The following is a 19,239-nucleotide window of genomic DNA, read 5'->3' on the forward strand; positions in this document are numbered from 1 at the left end:
GGCCCTCCCCGACCGGCGGAGAACCGGCAGACCGATCGTTACTTGTCGCCGCTCTTCCGCTTGCCTTCCTTGCCCGACACGTCGGACACCGCGGTGCCCGCGGACTTCAGGTCCTTGCCCGCGCCGTCGACGGTGTTGCAGGCGGCGAGCGTCATCAGGGCGGTCAGGCCGGCCGCCAGTGCGATCTTGTTCGTCATGATCCTGTCCTTTCGATGAAGATGTCAGCGCAGACGCCGACGTGTCGCGGCCGAGGCGCCGAACGCGGCCGCACCGGCACCCGCCAGCAGGGCGAGGACCAGGATGAACGACGTCCCCGCCGCGGCGCCCGCGGCGGCGTCGGTCGCCGATTTGGCGGTGCTGACGGCGGCGTCCTTCGCCTTCACCACATCGGCCTTCGCGCGGCTGACCTGCGCCTGCGCCTGCTCGCGCGGGATGCGGCGCTGTGCGGCCACGATGTCGACCACGCGATTTTCCGCACGCATGCCCTCGTCGCCGCCGCGCGCCAACGCGGGAAGCTGCTTCGCGATCTCCTTCTGCGCCTGCTCCGGCGTCATCTGCGCCGGATCGGTCGGCGCGTCGGACAGATAGGCCGCGGCCTCGCTGCGGACGTCGCCCTCGTCGATGCCCGCGATCGAGGCCGCCTTCGGTGCGGCGGCGGCTACGGTGCTGCCCGCCGCGCCCGCGACCGCGCCGACGGTGCGGAACGCGCCGCCGATGATGCCGCCGACCGCGGAGGTGAGGAGATACAGCGTCAGGATCAACGTGACGCCCCACACGACCAGTCCGTGGACCAGCGCGTCGAACCGGTCATGGACCCCCGCGACGCGCGCCGCGGCATAGCCGGCCGCGCCCAGCGCGAGCACGGTGGTGACCAGCCAGTACAGGCCCGCCCCGATCCCGAACCCGGTCGCCCCGGGGGTCGTGCCGTCGACCGGGTCGACCATGGTCAGGCCGATGCCCGCACCCAGGATGCCGAGCACCAGTTGCACCGCGACGGCGATGACGACGCCGGCGAAGATCGCCCCCCACGACAATCGGGTCGGCGTCTTGCCGAAATATGCCTCTTCGGCCGGCACGAGGCCGGTTACTACGTTGGTCGCCATGATTGCTCCTGTCTGAAACGGATGGGTCGCCGCGGTCAGCGCCGCGGGGGTTTCTCGATGTCGGCGCTATCGGCCGCGCCGGCTTCCTTCTCGGCGGTGCCGCGCGCGCGTGCCGCATCGTCGCCGATCAGCTTGCCGATCGCTTCCTGAACCGATCCCTTTGCCGTGCGGGTCGCGGCCGCGGCTTTCGCGCCGGAATCGTCGCGCGCATCGGCGCCTGGGCGTCGGGCGGTCATGCTGCCGTCTCCTGCTCGATCTTGTGATACCGGACGCCCTCGCCGTCGAACCCGCGGGCGCGTGCCCAGGCGACGGCGGCGATGCGCCGGTTGACGCCGATCTTCGCGTAGATGCGCGCGACATGGTTGCGGACCGTATTGCCCGCGACGTCCAGCGTCCGCGCGATCGTCTTGTCGTCGTAGCCGCGACAGATCAGCGCCAGCACCTCGCGCTCGCGCGCGGTCAGGTCGTCCAGGCCGGGACCGTCGACCTCGGTCTGGGGCGCGCGCAGCCGCGCCAGCTTGTCCATGATCGAGCGGCTGAACCAGCTGGTGTCCTTCATCACCGCCTCGATCGCCTCGACCAGTTCCAGTTCGGTCGCCTTGCGCTGGGTGATGTCCTGGAACGCCCACAGGATGCAGGCGTCGTCGCCAAGGCGGATCGCCTCGGTCGACACGATGCAGTCGATCGCGGCGCCGTCCTTCGCCCGGATCCGCGCCTCATGCCCGCGCAGGTCGTGACCGCCGGCGATCGCCTCCTCGATCCCGTGGCGGACCGCGCCGCTTTCCCACAGCTCGACGTCGCCCAGCGGACGGCCGATGATCTCGGTCGCGCCATAGCCGGTCAGGGCGGTGAAGCTGGCGTTGACCTCGCACAGCAGGTGGCCGTCGCGCGCGCCGATCGCCATCGGGACGGGGGCCATCTGGAACGTGCGGGTGAAGCGTTCCTCGCTGTGACGCAGCGCCTCCTGCGCCTTGCGCCGCGGTTCCAGGTCGGCGAAGGTGAACAGCATGCAGGGCTGCTCGCCCATGTCGATCGGCTGTCCCGCCACGATCACCAGCTTCGTGCCGCCGTCGGGCAGCTCCAGCTCGGCCTCCATCTGCGGGATCGTGCGCCCCTCGCCCAGCCGCTCCTTCGCCAGGTCGCGGCGCTCGGCCGCGCGCAGCACGTCGATGTCGTAGACCGTCCTGCACAAGACTTGGTCGCGGCGGTGCCCGGTCATGTCCAGGAACCCCTGGTTGACCTTCACGAACCGAAGGTCGCCCAACCGGCAGATCACCGCGGGCGCGGGGTTGGCGTTGAACGATTGTTCGAACCGGTCCTCCGCCTCGAACCGTGCGGACACGTCCTGGATGATGAGGACGAGGCACGCGGGTTCGGCGTCGTCGGCGTCGTTCAGGACCAGGCTGCGCACCTGGTGCACCCAGCGCGGGCTGTCCTCCCCCGCCACGGTCACCTCGACGACCACCTCGGAAAAGGAATCGCCCGCGACGACGCGCTCGATCGGGTAATCGTCCGCCTCGACGCGGTGGTTGTTGCGATAGCGCAGCTGGAACCGCGCGCGATATTCGTCCACCGTCGCGCCGAGCGCAGCGATATCGTCCACGCCGTGCATGACCAGCGCGGCGTCGTTCGCCCACAACAGGCTCTGGTCGGGATCGATCAGGATCACGCCCTCGTCCAGGCCGACGACGATCTGGCGCAGATGGCGCAGGTCGGCGGTCTCGCGCAGGGATTTGAACGTCGCGGCGGCCATGGCGGGATCAGTCGCGACGACCGTGCACGAACCAGGCAAGGCCGTAGCCGGCGATGGCCGCGGCGACCGCCCACAGGACCGGCGTGTCCTCGACCGCCCGCGCCGCGGCCCGGCCGCCGCGCTGCGCGGTGTCCGCCGCGCGCTCGCCCGCCGCCGTCAGGCGGTCGCGCGCTTCTTCCGCCAGTTCGGGTGCGCTGTCGATCGCGTCGCCGACGATCGACCGGGCGCGGCCGTACCCGTGCTGCGCGGCGCCCGCGACCTGATCGACGATACCGTCGACCTGCCACGCGCGGCTGTCGACCGCGTCGCCGACGGCTTTTTCGACCTTGCCGCCGACATAGCGGGCGCCGCCCCGGAATTCGTCATCGTTCATCGTCGTTCCTCGGTGGACTGGCCCGGCCGGACCGCAAGAGCGCGGCCGGTTCGGGCGCATCAACCGATCGGCGGGACGCGCGTTCCTGGTATTCTTGCGTATGTACCTAGTCTGGAACTACCATCATGAGCAGGTCGGCCTGTTCCTGGTACAGCTGTTGCAGCCGCCGGTGGATCGATCGCGCGCCGGGTTCCTCGGTCCGGTCGGCGAGCACGCGGTGCTCCTCGGCGCGGCGGCGCATGTAGTCGCTCTCCTGCGTCGCGGAACGGAACGGGTGGCGGGTGTCATGGTCGGCGTCCATCCGCTTGTGCTACCAGCGAATGTCCGTGCCCGACATCATGCGGATGTACCTGCCGCATGGTAGATCGCCGCTACGGGCGGGCCGTCACCGCTGCCACAGGTGGTCGCGCCGGCGCCGCCAGTCGCGCACCCGGCGCTTCATCCGTTCCCATCGGTGCGTCCACTTGCCGTCGCGCAGGTACGTGCGGTCGATCCGCAACGCGCCGCCGCCGGACGCGCGGGTGTGGTAGAAATTGGGCACCGCATGCAGGTTCCGCATCGGGAGGTGGAAGGTCGGGCACGCCGCGCTCGCCTGCGGCGGGACGACCCAGGACCATTCACCCGACACCGCGCGCCCCGCGCGCTGTTCCTGGCGCGCGAATTCCATATGCTGCGCGCTGACCTCGTGATGGTCCGCGATGCGGATGCCGTCGCGGTCGAAGCTGTGCAGGACGGCGCGGTTCAGCTCGGTCAGCGCGGTATCGCGCCACAACGACCGCGATCCGTCGCCGACCGCGATGCCCAGCGCGCGCGCGACGGGTTCCAGCAGGTCGTACCGCCCGGCGTCGGTCAGGTTGCGCGACGCGATCTCGGTCGCGACGTAATGGCCGTTGAACGGCGCGCAGGGATAGTCGATGCCGCCGATGCTGAGCACCATGTTCGTCACGCTGGGCACCCCGTACCAGCGCAGCCCCAAGTCGCGCAGGCCCGGAAGGGTCGGGTGCGCGATCGTCACCTCGCGCGCGGTGGCGGCGGGCAGTTCGAAGGCGTGGCGCGCGCCGCGTTCGTCCCGGATCGTGACGGGCAGGAGATCGAACGCGCCGGGAACGTCGGGGCGTCGCCAGCCCAGTCGTTCGGCGGTGCGCGTCGGCTCGATACCGGCCCGGTCGCCCAGGACCGATCCGTCGGGGCGGGCATATCCGGCGTATTGGAACAGCTGGACGCTGTCGAACGTGGCGGGTAGCGTCGTCTCCGTCGCGGGGGCGAAGATCGAGATCGAGGCGCGGATGCGGCCGTCGCCCACCGCGGCGGCAAGGTCGTCCAGCGTCCGCGCGAGGATCGCCTCGGGATCGCGCACGTCGCGGCGGTCGACGACGCGCAACGATTTCCACGTCAGCCGTCCCGAACATTGCGCATGGTTGCGCCACGCGAGGCGCGCGCCGAACGCCAGCTCCTGCGCGGTATGCACGTAATGGCCGTGCCGGCGGACGGCCGCGCGGACCGCGCGTTCGCGATCGCGCAGCGCGGTCGGGGCGACATCGTTCTCGCGCGCGAACTGGCGCAGGAACGCGATCGCCTCGTCCAGCCGCTCGCCGCGCGACAACCGGCGCAGCCGCCGCCGCACGGGATCGGACGCGGTGAAGCGATCGGTCACATCAACCCGTCGAACATGCGCGCCTCGTCCCGCAACGGGCGCCGGTTGATCCCGTACACCGCCGACAGCACGCGCGCCTTCGCGGCGCGATAGGCGCGGCCTTCACCCCCGCTGCGCGTGTAGCGGAGGCGGGCGTGGCGGACATCGGCGCCGCGCAGGTGGACGTCGGGATAACGGTCGTCCCCCGACGTGACGGCGTGCCAGATCGGGGTGTCCTCCAGGATCGAGAAGTCGTTGAACCGGACGCGGTCGATGCGGTCGCCGTTGCGTTCCAGGAAGTGCGCGGTCCGTTCCAGATCGTCCGCGGTCTCGCCCGGAAAGCCCTTGAACATCGTGCAGCGGACGGAGATGCCGGCCTCGCTCGCGTGGCGGATGAACGCTTCGTTCGCCTCGACCGACGCACCCTTGTCCATCAGGTCCAGCATCCGCTGGCTACCCGATTCCAGGCCGAAGCTGACGCGCCGCATGCCCGCGGTCGCCGCCGCCTTGATCTCCCGCTGCGTCAGGCCGTTGTCCTTGCGCAGGTCGACGTGGACCGTCCCGATCCATTGCGCGCCCGGCACCTCGGCCTGCACGCGCTCGACCAGCCCGCGCAGGAGGGGCGGGTTGGAATTCAGTTTCAGGTCGAGGAACAGGAAGCTGGACGTCCGGAACCGCCGCGCCTGTTCGCGCATCTCGTGCAGCACCATGTCCAGGCTGCGGGTGCGGTAGGTGCGTCCGTTGGCGGACACCACGTCGGAACAGAACAGGCAGCGTCCCCACTGGCAGCCCCGGCCGGTCATGATCGGGATGATCCGCACCGGATAGCGATCCCAGGGGAAGTCGAAGAAGTCCGGCACGGGCGAACGGTCGAGCTGTCGCAGCGGCGGCGCGCCGACCGCGCCGCGCCCGTCGGGCAGCTGGATGCCGGGAAAGGCGAGCAGGTCCCCACCCGCCACGATCGCATCGACGATGTCGGGCATGACGACGTCCGCCTCCCCGCCGTAGATCGCGGTCAGGCCGTCGATTGAGCGCCATTCGTCCGCGGTCCGCTTCAGGTTGAACGCCGGTCCGCCCAGCAGCACGGGAACGCCGCGCTCCTTCGCCAGCCGGCACAGCGCGACGACGGTGGCGTGATGTTGCAGATAGGCGGACAGCAGCAGGACGTCGGGTCGGCGGTCCAGCGCGCGGGCGACCTCGCGCACCACGATGCGGTGCGGGCGGCGCTGTCGCCGGTAATACAGGCTGCGCAGGCGGTCGATCATCGCCGCGGTGCCCGGTGCGGTGGACAGGTGGATGCGCCGCATCAGGTGATGGACGAACCGGTCCGGCTTTTCGCGCGCGCTGGCGGGCACGTCGTAGGCGAGGGGGACGAGCAGGTCGACGCGGTGCCCCGCGTTGCGCAACGCCGCGACGAGGATACCGACCGCCAGCGTCGGGAACGAGGCGAAATTGTTCAGGTCGACGAACAACGCGTCGTGGCTGCGCGCCGTCGACAGGCGGCGCACCTGCGCGGATGACGATATCATGCGAGCCCCCTCGGCGTAGGACCGATTCCTACCAACAGGGGCGGGTATTTCAAGGTCCGGCGCGACGACCGGACAGTATCCGCCAAGTAACGGAAAGATCACGCCGACAGGGCGGCCGCATGATCGCAACGGCATGGATCCGGGCGGAACCGTGCCCGATCGGGACGATGCGAGGGCATTTTCTCACGCCCGCATTCGTCGGTCGGGCCGTTTGCCGGTCGGGTCGGTTACCGCAGGCTGGTCGCGCGCCGGATCGCGGCATCGACGGGCACGTCGTGCAACTGGCGATACCGGGCCTCCACCAGGCTGAACAGGCCGAAGGCCGACAGGCCCGCGCCCACGATCAGGTCGAACGGGTTGGTCAGCCACGACAGGACGTGCGCCATGCCCCCGGCCTCGCCCGCCCGCTCCTCGATACCGGCCTGTACCAGAAGGTAGCCGCAGATCAGGAAGACCAGCCCGCGCGCGGCATAGCCCGCGCGGCCGCTCCATTTCACCCAGGGTTGCTGCGCGACCGCGGGATCGAGATGGCGGAGGAAGGATCCCTTCGCCGCCTTCAGCAACTGGACCGCGCCCAGGACGACGAACACCGCGGCGCCCGCCATCACCAGCGCCCAGCCGCCGGGAAGCTGCAACGCGGTCCGCGTCCCTTCGCGCGTGCTGTCGCCGGAGATCGCGACCCCCCGCATCAGCCCGATCGCCTGCCACGCCAGCGCGAGATGGACGATCCCGCTGACGCCCGCGCCGAGCCGCTCCATCGCGCCCTTGCGATCCGATCCATGGCGTTCGAGGTCGAACGCGGCATCGGCGACGCGCCAGATGCCGTAGGCGATAAGGCCCGCGGCCATGATGCCCAGCAGCAGCTGTCCGCCACCGTTGCCCAGATATTCGAGCGCGCCGCTCGGGTCCTCCGCCCGCCCGGTCCGCAGGATAAGCATGGCGATGACGAGGTACAGCAGACCGCGGGTCGCGAAACCGATCCTGGTCAGGGTCGTCAGGCGCGAATTGGTGTCCATGCTTTTTCCTTCGATCCTGACAACAGTGCCGCGGGGCGTTCGTTCCACACGCGCAATGGCCTTGCCGCGGTGCCGCGCCTGGGGTCGCGGCCCTCGTCCCGCCGCCGGACGCGCGCGGGCCGGCCCGTTCGGGCGGCGGCGGCCATCGCGTGTTAACCAAATTCGGGCATGGCTGGCCGGATGGACAGCGCCGCACTCCTGACCCGCGTCCGCGAGACGGAAAGGGTGGAGAAGCTGAAAAGCTTCTCGATCCTGGATACGCCGCGGGAGGACGAATTCGATACGATCGTGCTGCTTGCGCAGCGCCTGCTGGGCGTGCCGATCGCGCTGGTGTCGCTGCTGGACGACCACCGCCAGTGGTTCAAGGCGCGATGCGGGCTGGATGCCACCGGCGGCACGCGCGGCGACGCCTTCTGCTCCCACGCGATCATGGTCGAGGACATGATGGTGGTAGAGGATACGTCGCGCGATCCCCGGTTCGCCGACAACGTGTTCGTCACGCAGGATCCGCACGTCCGCTTCTACGCCGGCGTCCCGCTGCGTCCCCGCGCGGAGGGTTTCGCGGACGACCTGCCCGGCATCGGCACGTTGTGCATCATCGATACGGTTCCGCGCGTCCTGACGGAGGCGGACCGGCGGGTGCTGCGCCAGCTGGCGGCGCTCGTCAGCTCGCTGATCGGCGCCCGGTCCAGCGCCGCGACCGCGCTTCGCCTGTCGAACGAATCGCGCCGCCACGCGGACATGATGGAACGCCAGCACCTCCAGCTGCGTCAGGCGGAGCGGATGGCGGGCATCGGGTCGTGGCGGCTCGACCTGACGGACATGAGCCTGCACTGGTCGGACCAGGTGTATGCGATCCACGGCCTGCCGCCGGGGGAGATGCCGTCGGTCGACACGGGCCTGAGCTTCTATCCGCCGGATCGGCGCGCGGAGATCGCCGCGATGCTGACCCGCGCGTCCACCACCGGCGATCCGTTCGATTTCGAAAGCGACTTCTACACCGCCGACGGGCTGAAGCGCCGCGTCCGGTCGATGGGGGAGGCGCAGATGATCGAGGGGCGCCCCGCCGCGATCATCGGCGTGTTCCAGGACGTGACCGATCGCCACGCGCGCGAACAATCGTTGCGCCTGACCGCCGATACCGACGCGCTGACCGGCCTGCCCAATCGTGCCTGTTTCGAAACGCGGCTGGCGCAGACGATGGCCGCGGCGCGTCATGCGGGCGAACCGGCCTGCCTCCTGCTGCTGGACCTGGACGGGTTCAAGGCGGTGAACGACACGTTCGGACATGCCGCCGGCGACGAGGTGCTTCGCCTCGTGGCGGATCGCCTGCGCCGGCTCGCCTTCTCGCAGGCGTTCGTGGCCCGGCTGGGCGGCGACGAGTTCGCGATGCTGGTGACGCGCCCGCGCGACTGCGCGCGGATCGAGGGTCTGATCCTGAACATCCTGCGCTCGCTGCGTCACACCGTCGACCGCGACGGGCAGCGGCGCGGCGTCACCGCCACGGTCGGCGCGGCGTTCCTGGCGCCGGACATCGCGACCCAGGCGGATTTCACCCACCGCGCCGACCTGGCGCTGTACGAGGCGAAGCGGAACCGGCGCGGCACCGCACGCATCCACGGATCGGACGCGTCGCTGACGATCGAACCCGGCCAACCGTAAAGGGGCGCCGGAAACGGTCGCCTCAGCCGACCGAGCGAAGGTCCGGTCGCGCGGCCGCGGGCGTCCGCAACAGTTCGTCGACGCGCGCGGCGAGGTCGACCTGCCGGAACGGCTTGGCCATGCGCGCGACGTCGACCGGGACGTCGGCGCCCGCCGCGGCATAGCCCGTCACGAGCAGGACGGGCATCCGCACCCCCGCACCGCGCAGTTCGTGGATGAGCTGCCCCCCCGTCATGCCGGGCATCAGATAGTCCGTCACCAGGATGTTGGCCTGCAATCCCGACCGCACCGCCGCCAGCACCTGCGAGGCGGAGCTCATCTCCACCACGGTATAGCCGATGTCGCGCAACATGTCGGCGGTGGCTGACCGGACGAGATCCTCGTCGTCGACCAGCAGCACCGTCGCGGGATGGCGCGCGGCCACCGGCTCGGCATGGCGATCGTCGACCACGGCCGCGCGTTCGTCGGTGGCGGGCAGCCACAGCTCCACCGCGGTCCCCGTGCCGGGCTCGCTCCGCAACCGCAGCGTCCCGCCCGACTGCGCCGCCAGGCCGTGCACCATCGACAGGCCCAGCCCGGTTCCCTTCCCCATCCCCTTGGTCGAGAAGAACGGCTCGATCGCGCGCGCCAGCGTCGCGCGATCCATGCCCACCCCGGTGTCCGAGGCGAGCAGCCGGACGTAGCCGCCCGCCTTCAGCCCCACCGCGTTGCGCTCGTCCACCACCACCTCGGCGGCGGTCAGCGTCAGCTTGCCGCCCCCCGGCATCGCGTCGCGCGCGTTGATGGCCAGGTTGAGCAACGCCAGTTCCAGCTGGTTGGGATCGACGCGCGCCGACGCCATGTGGCGCGGCACTTCCAGCACCACCGCGATCGACGGGCCGAGCGACCGGCGGATCAGGTCGACGATGCCGTCGATCAGCGCGCCGACGTCCACCGCCCGCGGCTGCAACGCCTGCCGCCGGGCGAAGGACAGCAGCCGCTGCGTCAGCGTCGCCGCCTTCTCCGCCGCGTGCAGCGCGCCGCCGATCATCCGCTGCGTCCGCTCGTCGTCCTTGTGACGACGCCGCACCAGGTCCAGGCTGCCGACGATCGGCGTCAGCAGGTTGTTGAAATCGTGCGCGACGCCGCCGGTCAACTGGCCGATCGCGTCCATCTTCTGCGCCTGCGCCAGTTGCGCGTCGGCGTCCTTGCGATCCGTCACGTCGGACACGACGCCCGTCATCCGCACGGGGACACCGTCGTCGTCGTAGCGGACCCGCCCCTTCGCCACGATCCACCGGACCGCGCCGTCGGCCGATACGATGCCGCATTCCACGTCCAGGACGCCGCTTTCGATCGCACGATCGAAGGCGTCGGCCACGCCAGCGCGCTGGTCGGCGGCGACGTGATCGAGGAACGTCGTGACGGTCCATTGCGGCAAGGGACGGGAATAGCCGAAGATTTCGTCGTGCCGCAGGGTGCGCGTCGATTGACCGGTCAGCAGGTCGATATCCCAGCTGCCCATGCCCGCGGCGTCGAGCGCGATCTCCAGGCTGTCGCGCGCCGCCTCCAGCTCGCGCGTGCGATCGACCACCGCCCGTTCGAGCGTGTCCGCCGCGTCCCGCACCTCGTACTGACGCGCACGCGCCTTCAGCGCGGACCGCACCGCGTCCAGCATCGCTTCGGCATGCAGCGGCCGTTCGAGCAGGACGACATTGCCCAGGTCGCTCAGCCGCTGCGTCGCGATCTTCGTCCGCGGCGTGCGGGCGCCGTTCGCCAGGACGATGAACGTGATGTCGGCCCATGCGGGCTGCCTGGCGACCCAGGCGGCCATGGCCCCCATGTCGACCGCCAGCGCCTCCTCGGTCAGCAGGACCGCCCCGGCCTCGCGATCGAGTTGCGCGATCAACGCCGCCTGGTCCGCGCATACGTCCGCCCGGATGCCGTTGCGATGCATCAGGTCGGCGGCGATCGCCGCGTCCCTGCCGCGCGGTGCCAGGATGAGGACGCGGTCCGGCATCTCAGCCGTGCGCCTCCGGGGTGCCCATCCGGCTCGCCATCAGCGTCTTGGCCTCGCCGGAGAAGGTGGGCACGCCGGTCAGCACGCCCTGGAACTGGCGCAGCGGATCGCCGACCTGCAACCCGTCGTGGCCGATCTGGAATTCGCGGATCGTGCGTTCGTGCCGGGCGGTGCGCGTCTTGATGACGGAAATCGCCTGCCGCACTTCCCCGTGCGCCTCGAAATAGCGCAGCTGGACGACGGTATCGGACAGGTAGCTCAGGTCCACGTCGGAGCGGATGTCCCCCATCACGCCGTGGAGGCCCAGGATCAGCAGGCTGACGATGCCCTTCTGCCCCAGATAGCTCAGCATCTCGTGCATCTGGAGCACGAGGAACTGTTCGTTGGGCATCGATTGGAGATAGGCGTTCAGGCTGTCGATCGCCACGAACGCGGCCTGCCGCTGCTCGACCGCGACGCGGATCGATCCCGCGAACTCGCCCGGCGACATCTCCGCCGGGTCGATCGCGCGCAGTTCCAGCTGGCCGCTGTCGACATAGGGCTGCAAGTCCATGCCCAGCGCCGCGCTGCGCGTCAGCAGCGTCGGCAGGCGTTCGTCGAACAGGAAATACGCCGCCCGCTCGCCGCGCTTCAACGCCGCCATCATGCATTGCACCGTCGCGGTCGTCTTGCCGACGCCCGCCGGGCCGGTCAGCAACGTCGCGGTGCCGGGAACCAGCCCGCCCCCCAGCAGCGCGTCCAGCGCGTCCGATCCGGTCGATACCGCATCGCCGGTGTCGTGCGTGGCGTGGTCCGACGCGACCAGTCGCGGATGGACCCGCAGGCCGCCCGGCGCGATCTCGAAATCGTGATAGCCGCCGCGATAGCGAAGGCCGCGCATCTTCACGATGTGGAGCCGCCGGCGCTGTGCCCCGAACCCCGACAGGGTCTGCTCCAGCGACACGACGCCGTGCGCGATGCTGTGCAGCTGGAGGTCGCTGCCCGTCCCGCTCTTGTCGTCCAGGAACAGGACCGTGCATTGCCGGGTGGAGAAGAAGTGCTTGAGCGCCAGGATCTGGCGGCGATAGCGGATCGGGCTCTGCGCCAGCAGCCGCAGCTCCGACAGGCTGTCGAGCACCACGCGCGCGGGCCGCACCTCCTCCACCTTCGCCATCACGGCGCGGATCGTCTCGCCCAATTCGACCTCGCTGGGGTGGAGCAGGGTCTGCTCCTGATCCTCGCCCAGGCCGTCGGCGGGGATCATCTCGAACAGGCTCAGCGCGTCCAGCGTCCAGCCGTGCGTGGCGGCCACGGCGCGCAGTTCCACCTCCGTCTCGGCCAGGGTGATGTACAGCCCCGTCTCCCCGATCGCGGCGCCCGCCAGCAGGAAACCCAGCCCCAGCGTGGTCTTGCCGGTGCCGGGCGTGCCTTCGACCAGGTACATGCGGTGCGGGGTAAGGCCGCCGTTCAGGATGTCGTCGAGGCCGACGATCCCGGTCAGCGCCGGCGGGAGGGGGGCATCGAACGCGACCAACACGATATCCTTGTGAACGGCGACCGCGCCGGAAAGACGGAACGGTCGCCCGCGACCGTAAGGCGGTGTGCGGCATCCGTCATCGCCCTTTCGACGGCGGTGTCGCTTTGCGGGGCATAATGTCGCCGCGACCCGCCGATACGCGCCGCGGGCCGTTTCGTCGCGGGCGCATGATGATGGTGGCATGTGACTGTGAATGGGGATATTTCACTGTTTCCCGGGCACGATCGCGTGCGCGGGGCAGGGGGGCGGGATATCGCTACGCAGGTGCTGGACGATGCCGCGGCGATCAATCGCCTGGGGACCATCGACAAGATCCTGGAGGCCGCCTGTCGATTGACGGGCATGCGCTTCGCCGCGGTGGCGCGCGTCACCGCCGACCGGTGGCTGGCCTGCGCCGTACAGGATGCGATCGCATTCGGGCTTCGTCCGGGCGACGAGCTGGACGTTGAATCGACGCTGTGCCGTGAGGTCGGCGCCCGCGGCCGGACGATCGCGATCGACCATGTCGCGCTCGACCCGGTGTATCGCGACCACCATACGCCGCAGCGTTACGGGTTCCAGAGCTACATATCGACGCCGATCCTGCGCCGCGGCGCGTTCTTCGGCACATTGTGCGCGCTCGATCCGGCGCCGGCGCGGCCGAGCGACCCGGCGATCCGCGCGACGTTCGAGCTGTTCGCCGAACTGATCGGACGCCATCTCGAGACGGAGGCGTCGCTGCGCCGCGGCGCCGGGCTGGTCGAGCTGGCCGATCGCTTCCGCATCCTTGACGATCCCGCCGACATCTCCTTCGCCGCGGCCGAGGTGCTGGGGCGCATCCTGGACGTCGACCGGTCCGGTTACGCCGATGTGGACGACATCGCGGAAACCGCCCGGATCGAGCGCGACTGGACCGCCCCGGGCGTGGCGAGCGTCGCGGGCGTGCATCGGTTCCGCCGGTTCGGCACGTTCGTCGACGACCTGAAGCGGGGCGAGCCCGTGGTGATCGTCGATGCCGATTTGGATCCGCGCACGGCCGCGACCGCCGGCGCGATGACGACCATCGGCGCGCGGGCGATCGTCAACCTGCCGATCATCGAACACGGCCGCCTGGTCGCGATCCTCCTGCTGAACTGCGCCGCCCCGCGCGAATGGCTGCCCGAGGAGCTGGCGTTCATCCGCGACGTGGCGGACCGGACCCGCTTCGCCGTCGAGCGCCGCCGCGCCGAACGCGAGCTGCGGCATCTGACCGCGACGCTGGAGGCCCGCGTGATCGAGCGGACGGCGGAACGCGACCGGATGTGGGACACCTCGCCCGACCTGATGCTGGTCATCGATTTCGACGGCGTCTTCCGGCGCGTCAATCCGGCGTGGACGGTGCTGCTCGGCTATGCGCAGGACGAACTGGTCGGGCATCACGTCAACGAATTCGTCGTGCCCGACGATCATGCCGACACCGTCGACGCCTACGAACTGGCCGCGGCCGGGGGGCGTCCCACGATGCTCAACCGCTACCGGCACAAGGACGGGACGATCCGCTGGATATCCTGGACCGCCGCCCCGGCGGGCGAGATGACGTACGCCACCGGGCGCGACGTCACCGCCGACCGCCGGCAGGCGGTGGAGGTCCGCCGCTATCGCGAGATCGTGGAGGCCACGACGTCGCCGATCTGCGCCTTCGACGCCGATTATCGCCTGATCGCGTTCAACCGGGCGCACAACGACGAATTCCGCCGCGTCAACGGGTTCGACACCCGGGTCGGCGACGTGTTTCCCGACCTGTTCGCGGGCGACCAGCGCGGCGTCATGCGCGCCCTGATGACACGCGCCCTGTCGGGCGAAAGCTTCACGGTGGTCGAGGCGTTCGGTCGGCCCGAACTTGGCACGCCGCGTTGGGAGATCAACTACACCCCGCTACGCGACGAAGCGGGACGCATCGTCGGCGCCTTCCACCAGGCGCTCGACATCTCGGAACGGCTGCTGGCCGAGGCGGAACTGGATCGCGCGCAGGCCGCCCTGCGGCAGAGCCAGAAGCTGGAAAGCATGGGGCAGCTGACCGGGGGCGTGGCGCACGACATCAACAACCTGCTGACCCCGATCATGGGCAGCCTGGACCTGCTGCACCGCCGCGGCGTGGGGACCGATCGGGAACGGCGCATGATCGACGGCGCGCTGCAATCGGCCGAGCGCGCACGGTTGCTGGTGCAGCGCCTGCTGGCCTTCGCGCGGCGCCAGCCGTTGCAGGCGGTGGCGGTCGACGTCGCCGCGCTGGTGGTCGGCATGGCGCACCTGATCGAGGCCACGTCCGGCCCGCGCGTGCGCGTGGACATCGATCTGGCGCCCGACCTGCCCCCGGCGAAGGCCGATGCGAACCAGCTGGAACTGGCCATCCTGAACCTGGCCGTGAACGCGCGCGACGCCATGGCGGAGGGCGGCGTCCTGACGATCGGGGCGCGGTTCGAACGGGTCGACGACGCGCAACGGCGGGCGGTCCCGGCCGGCGACTATATCCGCCTGACCGTCGCGGACGACGGGTCGGGCATGGGGGAGGACACGCTCGCGCGCGCGATCGAGCCGTTCTTCAGCACGAAGGGCGTGGGGAAGGGCACGGGGCTGGGACTGTCGATGGTCCACGGCCTGGCCGCACAGCTCGGCGGCGGGCTCGCGATCGCCAGCGAGCCGGGGAAGGGCACCGTCATCGACCTGTGGCTGCCCGCGAGCGCGGAGGTGGCGCCCGTCGCGGCCGCCGCGCCTGAGGGGGAGGCGGCCCGTGCGGCGGGCACCGCCCTGCTCGTCGACGACGAGGAACTGGTGCGCCTCAGCACGGCCGACATGCTCGCGGACCTGGGCTATACCGTCCTGGAGGCCGCATCGGCGGAGGAGGCGCTGGTGTTGGTCGACGGCGGCACGCCCTTCGACGTGCTGGTCACCGACCATCTGATGCCCGGGATGAGCGGCGCCGAACTCGCCCGCGAGGTGGCGAAGCGTCGTCCGCAGACGTCGGTCCTCGTCGTGTCGGGCTATGCCGAGCTGGAGGGGATCGCTCCCGACCTTCCGCGGCTGAGCAAGCCGTATCAGCGCGACGGGCTGGCCGCCGCGCTGGCGGAAGCGACGACGGCCCGCCACCGCGCCTGACCGCGGGGCCGGTCGGACGTCAGGCGGCGTGGATCAACGCCGCGCGATCGTTCGCCGCGGTGGACCGCGCCGTCGCGATGCCCGCGCCGGGCGACGGCGCCTCCACATTGCCGCTGCGTTCCAGCTTGCCCCAGCCGACCCACGGCCCGCTCGCCGCCGCCGCCAGCGCGCGCAGGACGACGAGGTACAGCAATTGTCGATAGCCGAACCGCTGGCCCAGCATCCGCAGCACCGGCAGGCGTCGGCCTTCCAGCCGGTAGGCGACCCACCCGCATGCCAGGTCGACGGCGGTGAACGCGGCCCAGCACGCCGCGACCCAGCCGACGTCGCCGCCCGCCGCCGCCCAGCCGCGATCGGCGACGCGCCAGGCGCTCTGCGCCGCGGTGACCAGCAGCGCGACGTCGATCAGCGGGGCCGCGATCGCGAACAGCACCTGGAAGACCAACGTCTGCGGCAGGCCGACCAGCGCCAGGCCGCGGGGCCTGCCGCGGCCGAGGAGGCCGCGATGCTTCCACAGGCATTGCAGCGTGCCGTAGGCCCAGCGGTAGCGCTGCAGGAACAGTGCCCGCGCGGTTTCCGGCGCTTCGGTCCACGCGATCGCGGTCATGTCGCACGCGATCCGCCATCCCGCCCGCTGGATCGCGATCGTCAGGTCCTGGTCCTCCGCCAGCGTATCGTCGGGATAGCCGCCGACGGCGTCCAGCGCGGTCCGGCGCCACGCCCCCACCGCCCCGGGGACCACCGTCACCGCGCCCATGGCATGCAGCGCCCGACGTTCCAGATTCTGCGCCGTGACATATTCCAGCGCCTGCCAGCGCGTGACCAGGTTCACCGCATTGCCCACCCGGGCGTTGCCCGCGACCGCGCCGATCGCGGGATCGGCGAACCATCGCAACAGCCGGGCGATCGTTTCCGGCTCGAACTGCGTGTCCGCGTCCAGCGCGACGACCACGTCGCCGCGCGCGACCCGCAACGCCGCGTTCAGCGCGCGCGCCTTCCCGCCGTTGGGCAGCGTCAGCAGCGTCACGCGCGGGTCGATGCCGAACGCGCCCGCCACGACGTCGCGCGTGCCGTCGGTGGACCCGTCGTCCACCACGATCACCTCCAGCCGGGCGCCGACGCTGCCCAGGATGCGGCGGACCGACGCCTCGATCACGCGCGCCTCGTTGAACGCGGGGATCAGGACGGAGACGAAGGTGGGGACCAGGTGCGGCGGCGCGTCGGGCGCACGGTCGCGATCGCGCGACGCGAGCGCCAGCCCCGTCAGGGTCAGCGCACGCACGATGCCGACCGCGATCACCACGACGAACAGGACCGTCAGCGCGTCGCGCATCCACGCCACCGTGCCGAACAGGCCGCGCGTGCCCAGCGCCTCGCTGGCTTCCGCCCCGCGCAGGCGCGGCATCACCTGCTCCCGCGACAGGCCGACGAGCCGCGAGACGCCGACCAGGTCGTAGCCGCGCGCGCGCAGGCCGCGGATGATCGCGGGCAGCGCGGCCAGCGTCCGGCTGCGATCGCCGCCGGCATCGTGCAGCAGCACGATCTGCGCCGGTCGCATCGCGGTGCCCCGCTCGACCTGCGCGATCGTCCGGGCGACGACCTGTCCGGGGGAAGGGGTCTGCCAGTCGTGCGGGTCGACGTTCAGGCCGACGGTCAGATACCCCATCGCGGCGCCGACGCGGGTGGCGTGAAGCTCGTCGCGCCGGTCGGGATCGGCATCGCCCAGGAACGGCGGGCGGAACAGCCGCATCGCGCGCCCGGTATAGGCCTCGACCAGCCGCTCGGTCGCGCCCAGTTCCAGCCGGATCGCCTCCGGCGACCGGTGCGACAGGTTGGAATGGAGCGTGGAATGGTTGCCGATCTCGCTGCCCTCCGCGACGATCCGCCGCAACAGGTCGCCGTGGCCCAGCGCATTCGCCCCGGTGACGAAGAAGGTGGCGGGCACGCCCTCGCGCTTCAGCACGTCCAGGATCCGGGGTGTCCAGACCGGGTCGGGGCCGTCGTCGAACGTCAGCGCGACCAGTCGCCGCCGCGCGCCGACCCGCTGCACGACGTCGGAACCCGGCAGGCGATCGACCCGCGCGTCGCGGATCATGCCCGCGCCATCCGCCGTCAGGACGCGGCGGCCCGTCGTGGCTTGCGCGTCCAGGCGCATGACCTCGCCCTGTCCCAGCACCGCCACCTGCTCCTGCGCCGGGATCGTCCTGAGCGCGCCCGCCGCGCCGTCGCGGATCGCGGTCCAGAAATGCGGGTCCTCGCTCCCCATCCGCCACAGCGCCAGCGCGGATGCGCCCGCGGCTGCCGCGGCGCGGCGCTGGTTGGCGGCGGTCACGGCGTCGAGCAGCCACACCTGATGGTCGCGGCCGTCCGCGCGATAGGCGAAATGCCAGTTTCCGCTCGCGCGGTCGAACCGCGGCACCGTGCCCGCGCGGCGCGCCAGTGCCCAGGCGTCGTCGACGCGCAGCGGCGTCGTCGCGCGCCCCGCCCAGTCGTAGGCGTAATTGCCCAGCGCCACGATGCCCTTCGCCCCGGTGTCCGCGACCGCCCGTGCGACGACGCGGGCGAACCACGGCTGCGATGCGATCGGCCCGGCCTCGCCGCCCATCCAATGTTCGTCGTACGCCATCAGCACGATGCGATCGGCCACCGCGGCATAGGCCCTCAGGTCCCACGCCTCGTCCGCCACCGGCGCCGCGATCACCACCTGCCAGTCGTGCGGGGCGAAGCGGGCGCGCAGCTCGGACAGGAAGCGGCGATAGTCGCGGTGCGCGCCCGCCGGCAGGCTTTCCAGGTCCAGGACGACGCCCTCGGCGCCCTCTGCCGCCACCATCCGTTCCAGCTGCCGTGCGAAGCGGCGGCGGGCGGGCGCCCGGGCCAGCAACGCGGCGGTGCCCGGTCCGTCCCAGCTGCCGTCGTCGCGCGCATTCTGCACCATCGGCAGCAGCGCCGGACGCCGCGGCGCGCGCGCCAGCACGGCGTGGAGATGGTCGTCGCGCTCGAACGCGAAACGGTGGTCCGGCCCGACGACGGACGCCACGCCCGGCACCAGCCAGTCGACGTCCGCGACATGTCGCGCCAGCGACCGCCGCGACGGTCCGTCCCACGGCATGTAGAATCCCATGACCGGCAGGCGCCGCGCCGTGCCCACGCGCGATCCGCCGGGCACCCACGGACCCCGCTCGCCCGCGACCGGCACGCTTGCGATCGCGCGCGGGCGCGCCGCATCCTCGGGCAGCGCCAGCGCGGGGCGCGCGCGCGCGCCGGTCAGGGCGGCAACCAGCATCAGCAGGATCGCCATCCCCGCCAGGGCCGCTCCGGCCACGCCCAACCGCATCCAGCGGGCCCGTCGCCCGCTGGCGTCGTAGAAGATCGGAATCGTCACGCTGGCCCTCGATCGGTGTCGGCCCGCTTCTAGCGGCGACGACCCAAGATACGGTTAACCGCGATTGACCGTCCGTGGCGGCCGCGGTGCCGGCGCGCGCGCGGACAGGTCATGGCAACCGACGGAAATACCGTATTTTAATTCATCGTCGCTATGCGG

The 19,239-nt window shown here is 71.2% G+C and carries 14 protein-coding genes; 2 read left to right on the forward strand and 12 right to left on the reverse strand.

The annotated features are described in order from the left end of the window. Positions 1-38: 38 nt before the first annotated feature. The 9 genes from ASG29_RS16285 to ASG29_RS03960 all read right to left on the reverse strand — a co-directional run bounded on the left by ASG29_RS16285 (position 39) and on the right by ASG29_RS03960 (position 7,407). Positions 39-197 (reverse strand): entericidin A/B family lipoprotein, encoded by a 159-nt coding sequence (locus tag ASG29_RS16285; protein ID WP_082515588.1) that lies wholly within the window; start codon positions 195-197, stop codon positions 39-41. A 24-nt stretch (positions 198-221) separates the two neighbouring features. After that, positions 222-1,103 carry a hypothetical protein gene (locus ASG29_RS03925; RefSeq protein WP_055980328.1) on the reverse strand — a complete coding sequence of 294 codons (882 nt, stop codon included), beginning with the start codon at positions 1,101-1,103 and terminating at the stop codon, positions 222-224. Between the two features lie 35 nt (positions 1,104-1,138). Further along, positions 1,139-1,339: a hypothetical protein gene (locus ASG29_RS03930; protein ID WP_055980331.1), complete on the reverse strand. Its 201-nt coding sequence runs from the start codon at positions 1,337-1,339 to the stop codon at positions 1,139-1,141. Continuing rightward, positions 1,336-2,856, reverse strand: coding sequence for a PAS domain S-box protein (locus ASG29_RS03935; protein ID WP_055980334.1), 1,521 nt, complete (start codon positions 2,854-2,856; stop codon positions 1,336-1,338). Before ASG29_RS03935 ends, ASG29_RS03930 begins: the two co-directional genes overlap by 4 nt. A 7-nt stretch (positions 2,857-2,863) precedes the next feature. Beyond that, complete coding sequence (locus ASG29_RS03940; protein WP_055980338.1) at positions 2,864-3,229, reverse strand: CsbD family protein; 366 nt, start codon at positions 3,227-3,229, stop codon at positions 2,864-2,866. Positions 3,230-3,335: 106 nt separating this feature from the next. Then, a complete protein-coding gene (locus ASG29_RS03945; RefSeq protein WP_055980341.1) occupies positions 3,336-3,530 on the reverse strand; it encodes a hypothetical protein in 195 nt (64 codons plus the stop codon). Between the two features lie 84 nt (positions 3,531-3,614). Beyond that, a complete protein-coding gene (locus ASG29_RS03950; RefSeq protein ID WP_055980342.1) occupies positions 3,615-4,883 on the reverse strand; it encodes a nitric oxide synthase oxygenase in 1,269 nt (422 codons plus the stop codon). Beyond that, positions 4,880-6,391, reverse strand: a complete 1,512-nt coding sequence (locus ASG29_RS03955; RefSeq protein WP_055980346.1) for a B12-binding domain-containing radical SAM protein — start codon at positions 6,389-6,391, stop codon at positions 4,880-4,882. Before ASG29_RS03955 ends, ASG29_RS03950 begins: the two co-directional genes overlap by 4 nt. A gap of 227 nt (positions 6,392-6,618) precedes the next feature. Beyond that, entirely contained in the window at positions 6,619-7,407 is a 789-nt protein-coding gene (locus ASG29_RS03960) for a DUF1206 domain-containing protein (protein WP_055980349.1), read from the reverse strand. Between the two features lie 168 nt (positions 7,408-7,575). Here ASG29_RS03960 and ASG29_RS03965 point away from each other — a divergent pair, with 168 nt between their 5' ends. Beyond that, entirely contained in the window at positions 7,576-9,069 is a 1,494-nt protein-coding gene (locus ASG29_RS03965; RefSeq protein ID WP_082515590.1) for a diguanylate cyclase domain-containing protein, read from the forward strand. Between the two features lie 22 nt (positions 9,070-9,091). On the opposite strand, the gene ASG29_RS03970 is transcribed toward ASG29_RS03965, so the two are convergent. Both ASG29_RS03970 and ASG29_RS03975 read right to left on the reverse strand, forming a co-directional pair. Continuing rightward, the gene (locus tag ASG29_RS03970) at positions 9,092-11,068 is read right to left on the reverse strand and encodes a PAS domain-containing hybrid sensor histidine kinase/response regulator (RefSeq protein ID WP_055980355.1); all 1,977 of its coding nucleotides are present in this window, start codon (positions 11,066-11,068) and stop codon (positions 9,092-9,094) included. Position 11,069: 1 nt separating this feature from the next. Continuing rightward, on the reverse strand, positions 11,070-12,581 hold the full coding sequence (locus ASG29_RS03975) for an ATPase domain-containing protein (protein WP_082515591.1): 1,512 nt from the start codon (positions 12,579-12,581) through the stop codon (positions 11,070-11,072). Positions 12,582-12,848: 267 nt separating this feature from the next. On the opposite strand from ASG29_RS03975, the gene ASG29_RS17770 reads away from it, so the two are divergent. After that, positions 12,849-15,698 (forward strand): PAS domain S-box protein, encoded by a 2,850-nt coding sequence (locus ASG29_RS17770; RefSeq protein ID WP_082515592.1) that lies wholly within the window; start codon positions 12,849-12,851, stop codon positions 15,696-15,698. A 19-nt stretch (positions 15,699-15,717) separates the two neighbouring features. On the opposite strand, the gene ASG29_RS03985 is transcribed toward ASG29_RS17770, so the two are convergent. Continuing rightward, positions 15,718-19,080, reverse strand: coding sequence for a glycosyltransferase (locus ASG29_RS03985; protein ID WP_055980357.1), 3,363 nt, complete (start codon positions 19,078-19,080; stop codon positions 15,718-15,720). Positions 19,081-19,239: the final 159 nt, after the last annotated feature.

It is taken from the genome of Sphingomonas sp. Leaf412 (assembly GCF_001425405.1).
Classification (GTDB): domain Bacteria; phylum Pseudomonadota; class Alphaproteobacteria; order Sphingomonadales; family Sphingomonadaceae; genus Sphingomonas.

Bases quoted from the DNA above. Each gene is read 5' to 3' on its own strand.
- ASG29_RS16285 (WP_082515588.1), bottom strand. From the start codon at position 197: ATGACGAACAAGATCGCACTGGCGGCCGGCCTGACCGCCCTGATGACG.
- ASG29_RS03925 (WP_055980328.1), bottom strand. From the start codon at position 1,103: ATGGCGACCAACGTAGTAACCGGCCTCGTGCCGGCCGAAGAGGCATAT.
- ASG29_RS03930 (WP_055980331.1), bottom strand. From the start codon at position 1,339: ATGACCGCCCGACGCCCAGGCGCCGATGCGCGCGACGATTCCGGCGCG.
- ASG29_RS03935 (WP_055980334.1), bottom strand. From the start codon at position 2,856: ATGGCCGCCGCGACGTTCAAATCCCTGCGCGAGACCGCCGACCTGCGC.
- ASG29_RS03940 (WP_055980338.1), bottom strand. From the start codon at position 3,229: ATGAACGATGACGAATTCCGGGGCGGCGCCCGCTATGTCGGCGGCAAG.
- ASG29_RS03945 (WP_055980341.1), bottom strand. From the start codon at position 3,530: ATGGACGCCGACCATGACACCCGCCACCCGTTCCGTTCCGCGACGCAG.
- ASG29_RS03955 (WP_055980346.1), bottom strand. From the start codon at position 6,391: ATGATATCGTCATCCGCGCAGGTGCGCCGCCTGTCGACGGCGCGCAGC.
- ASG29_RS03960 (WP_055980349.1), bottom strand. From the start codon at position 7,407: ATGGACACCAATTCGCGCCTGACGACCCTGACCAGGATCGGTTTCGCG.
- ASG29_RS03965 (WP_082515590.1), top strand. From the start codon at position 7,576: ATGGCTGGCCGGATGGACAGCGCCGCACTCCTGACCCGCGTCCGCGAG.
- ASG29_RS03970 (WP_055980355.1), bottom strand. From the start codon at position 11,068: ATGCCGGACCGCGTCCTCATCCTGGCACCGCGCGGCAGGGACGCGGCG.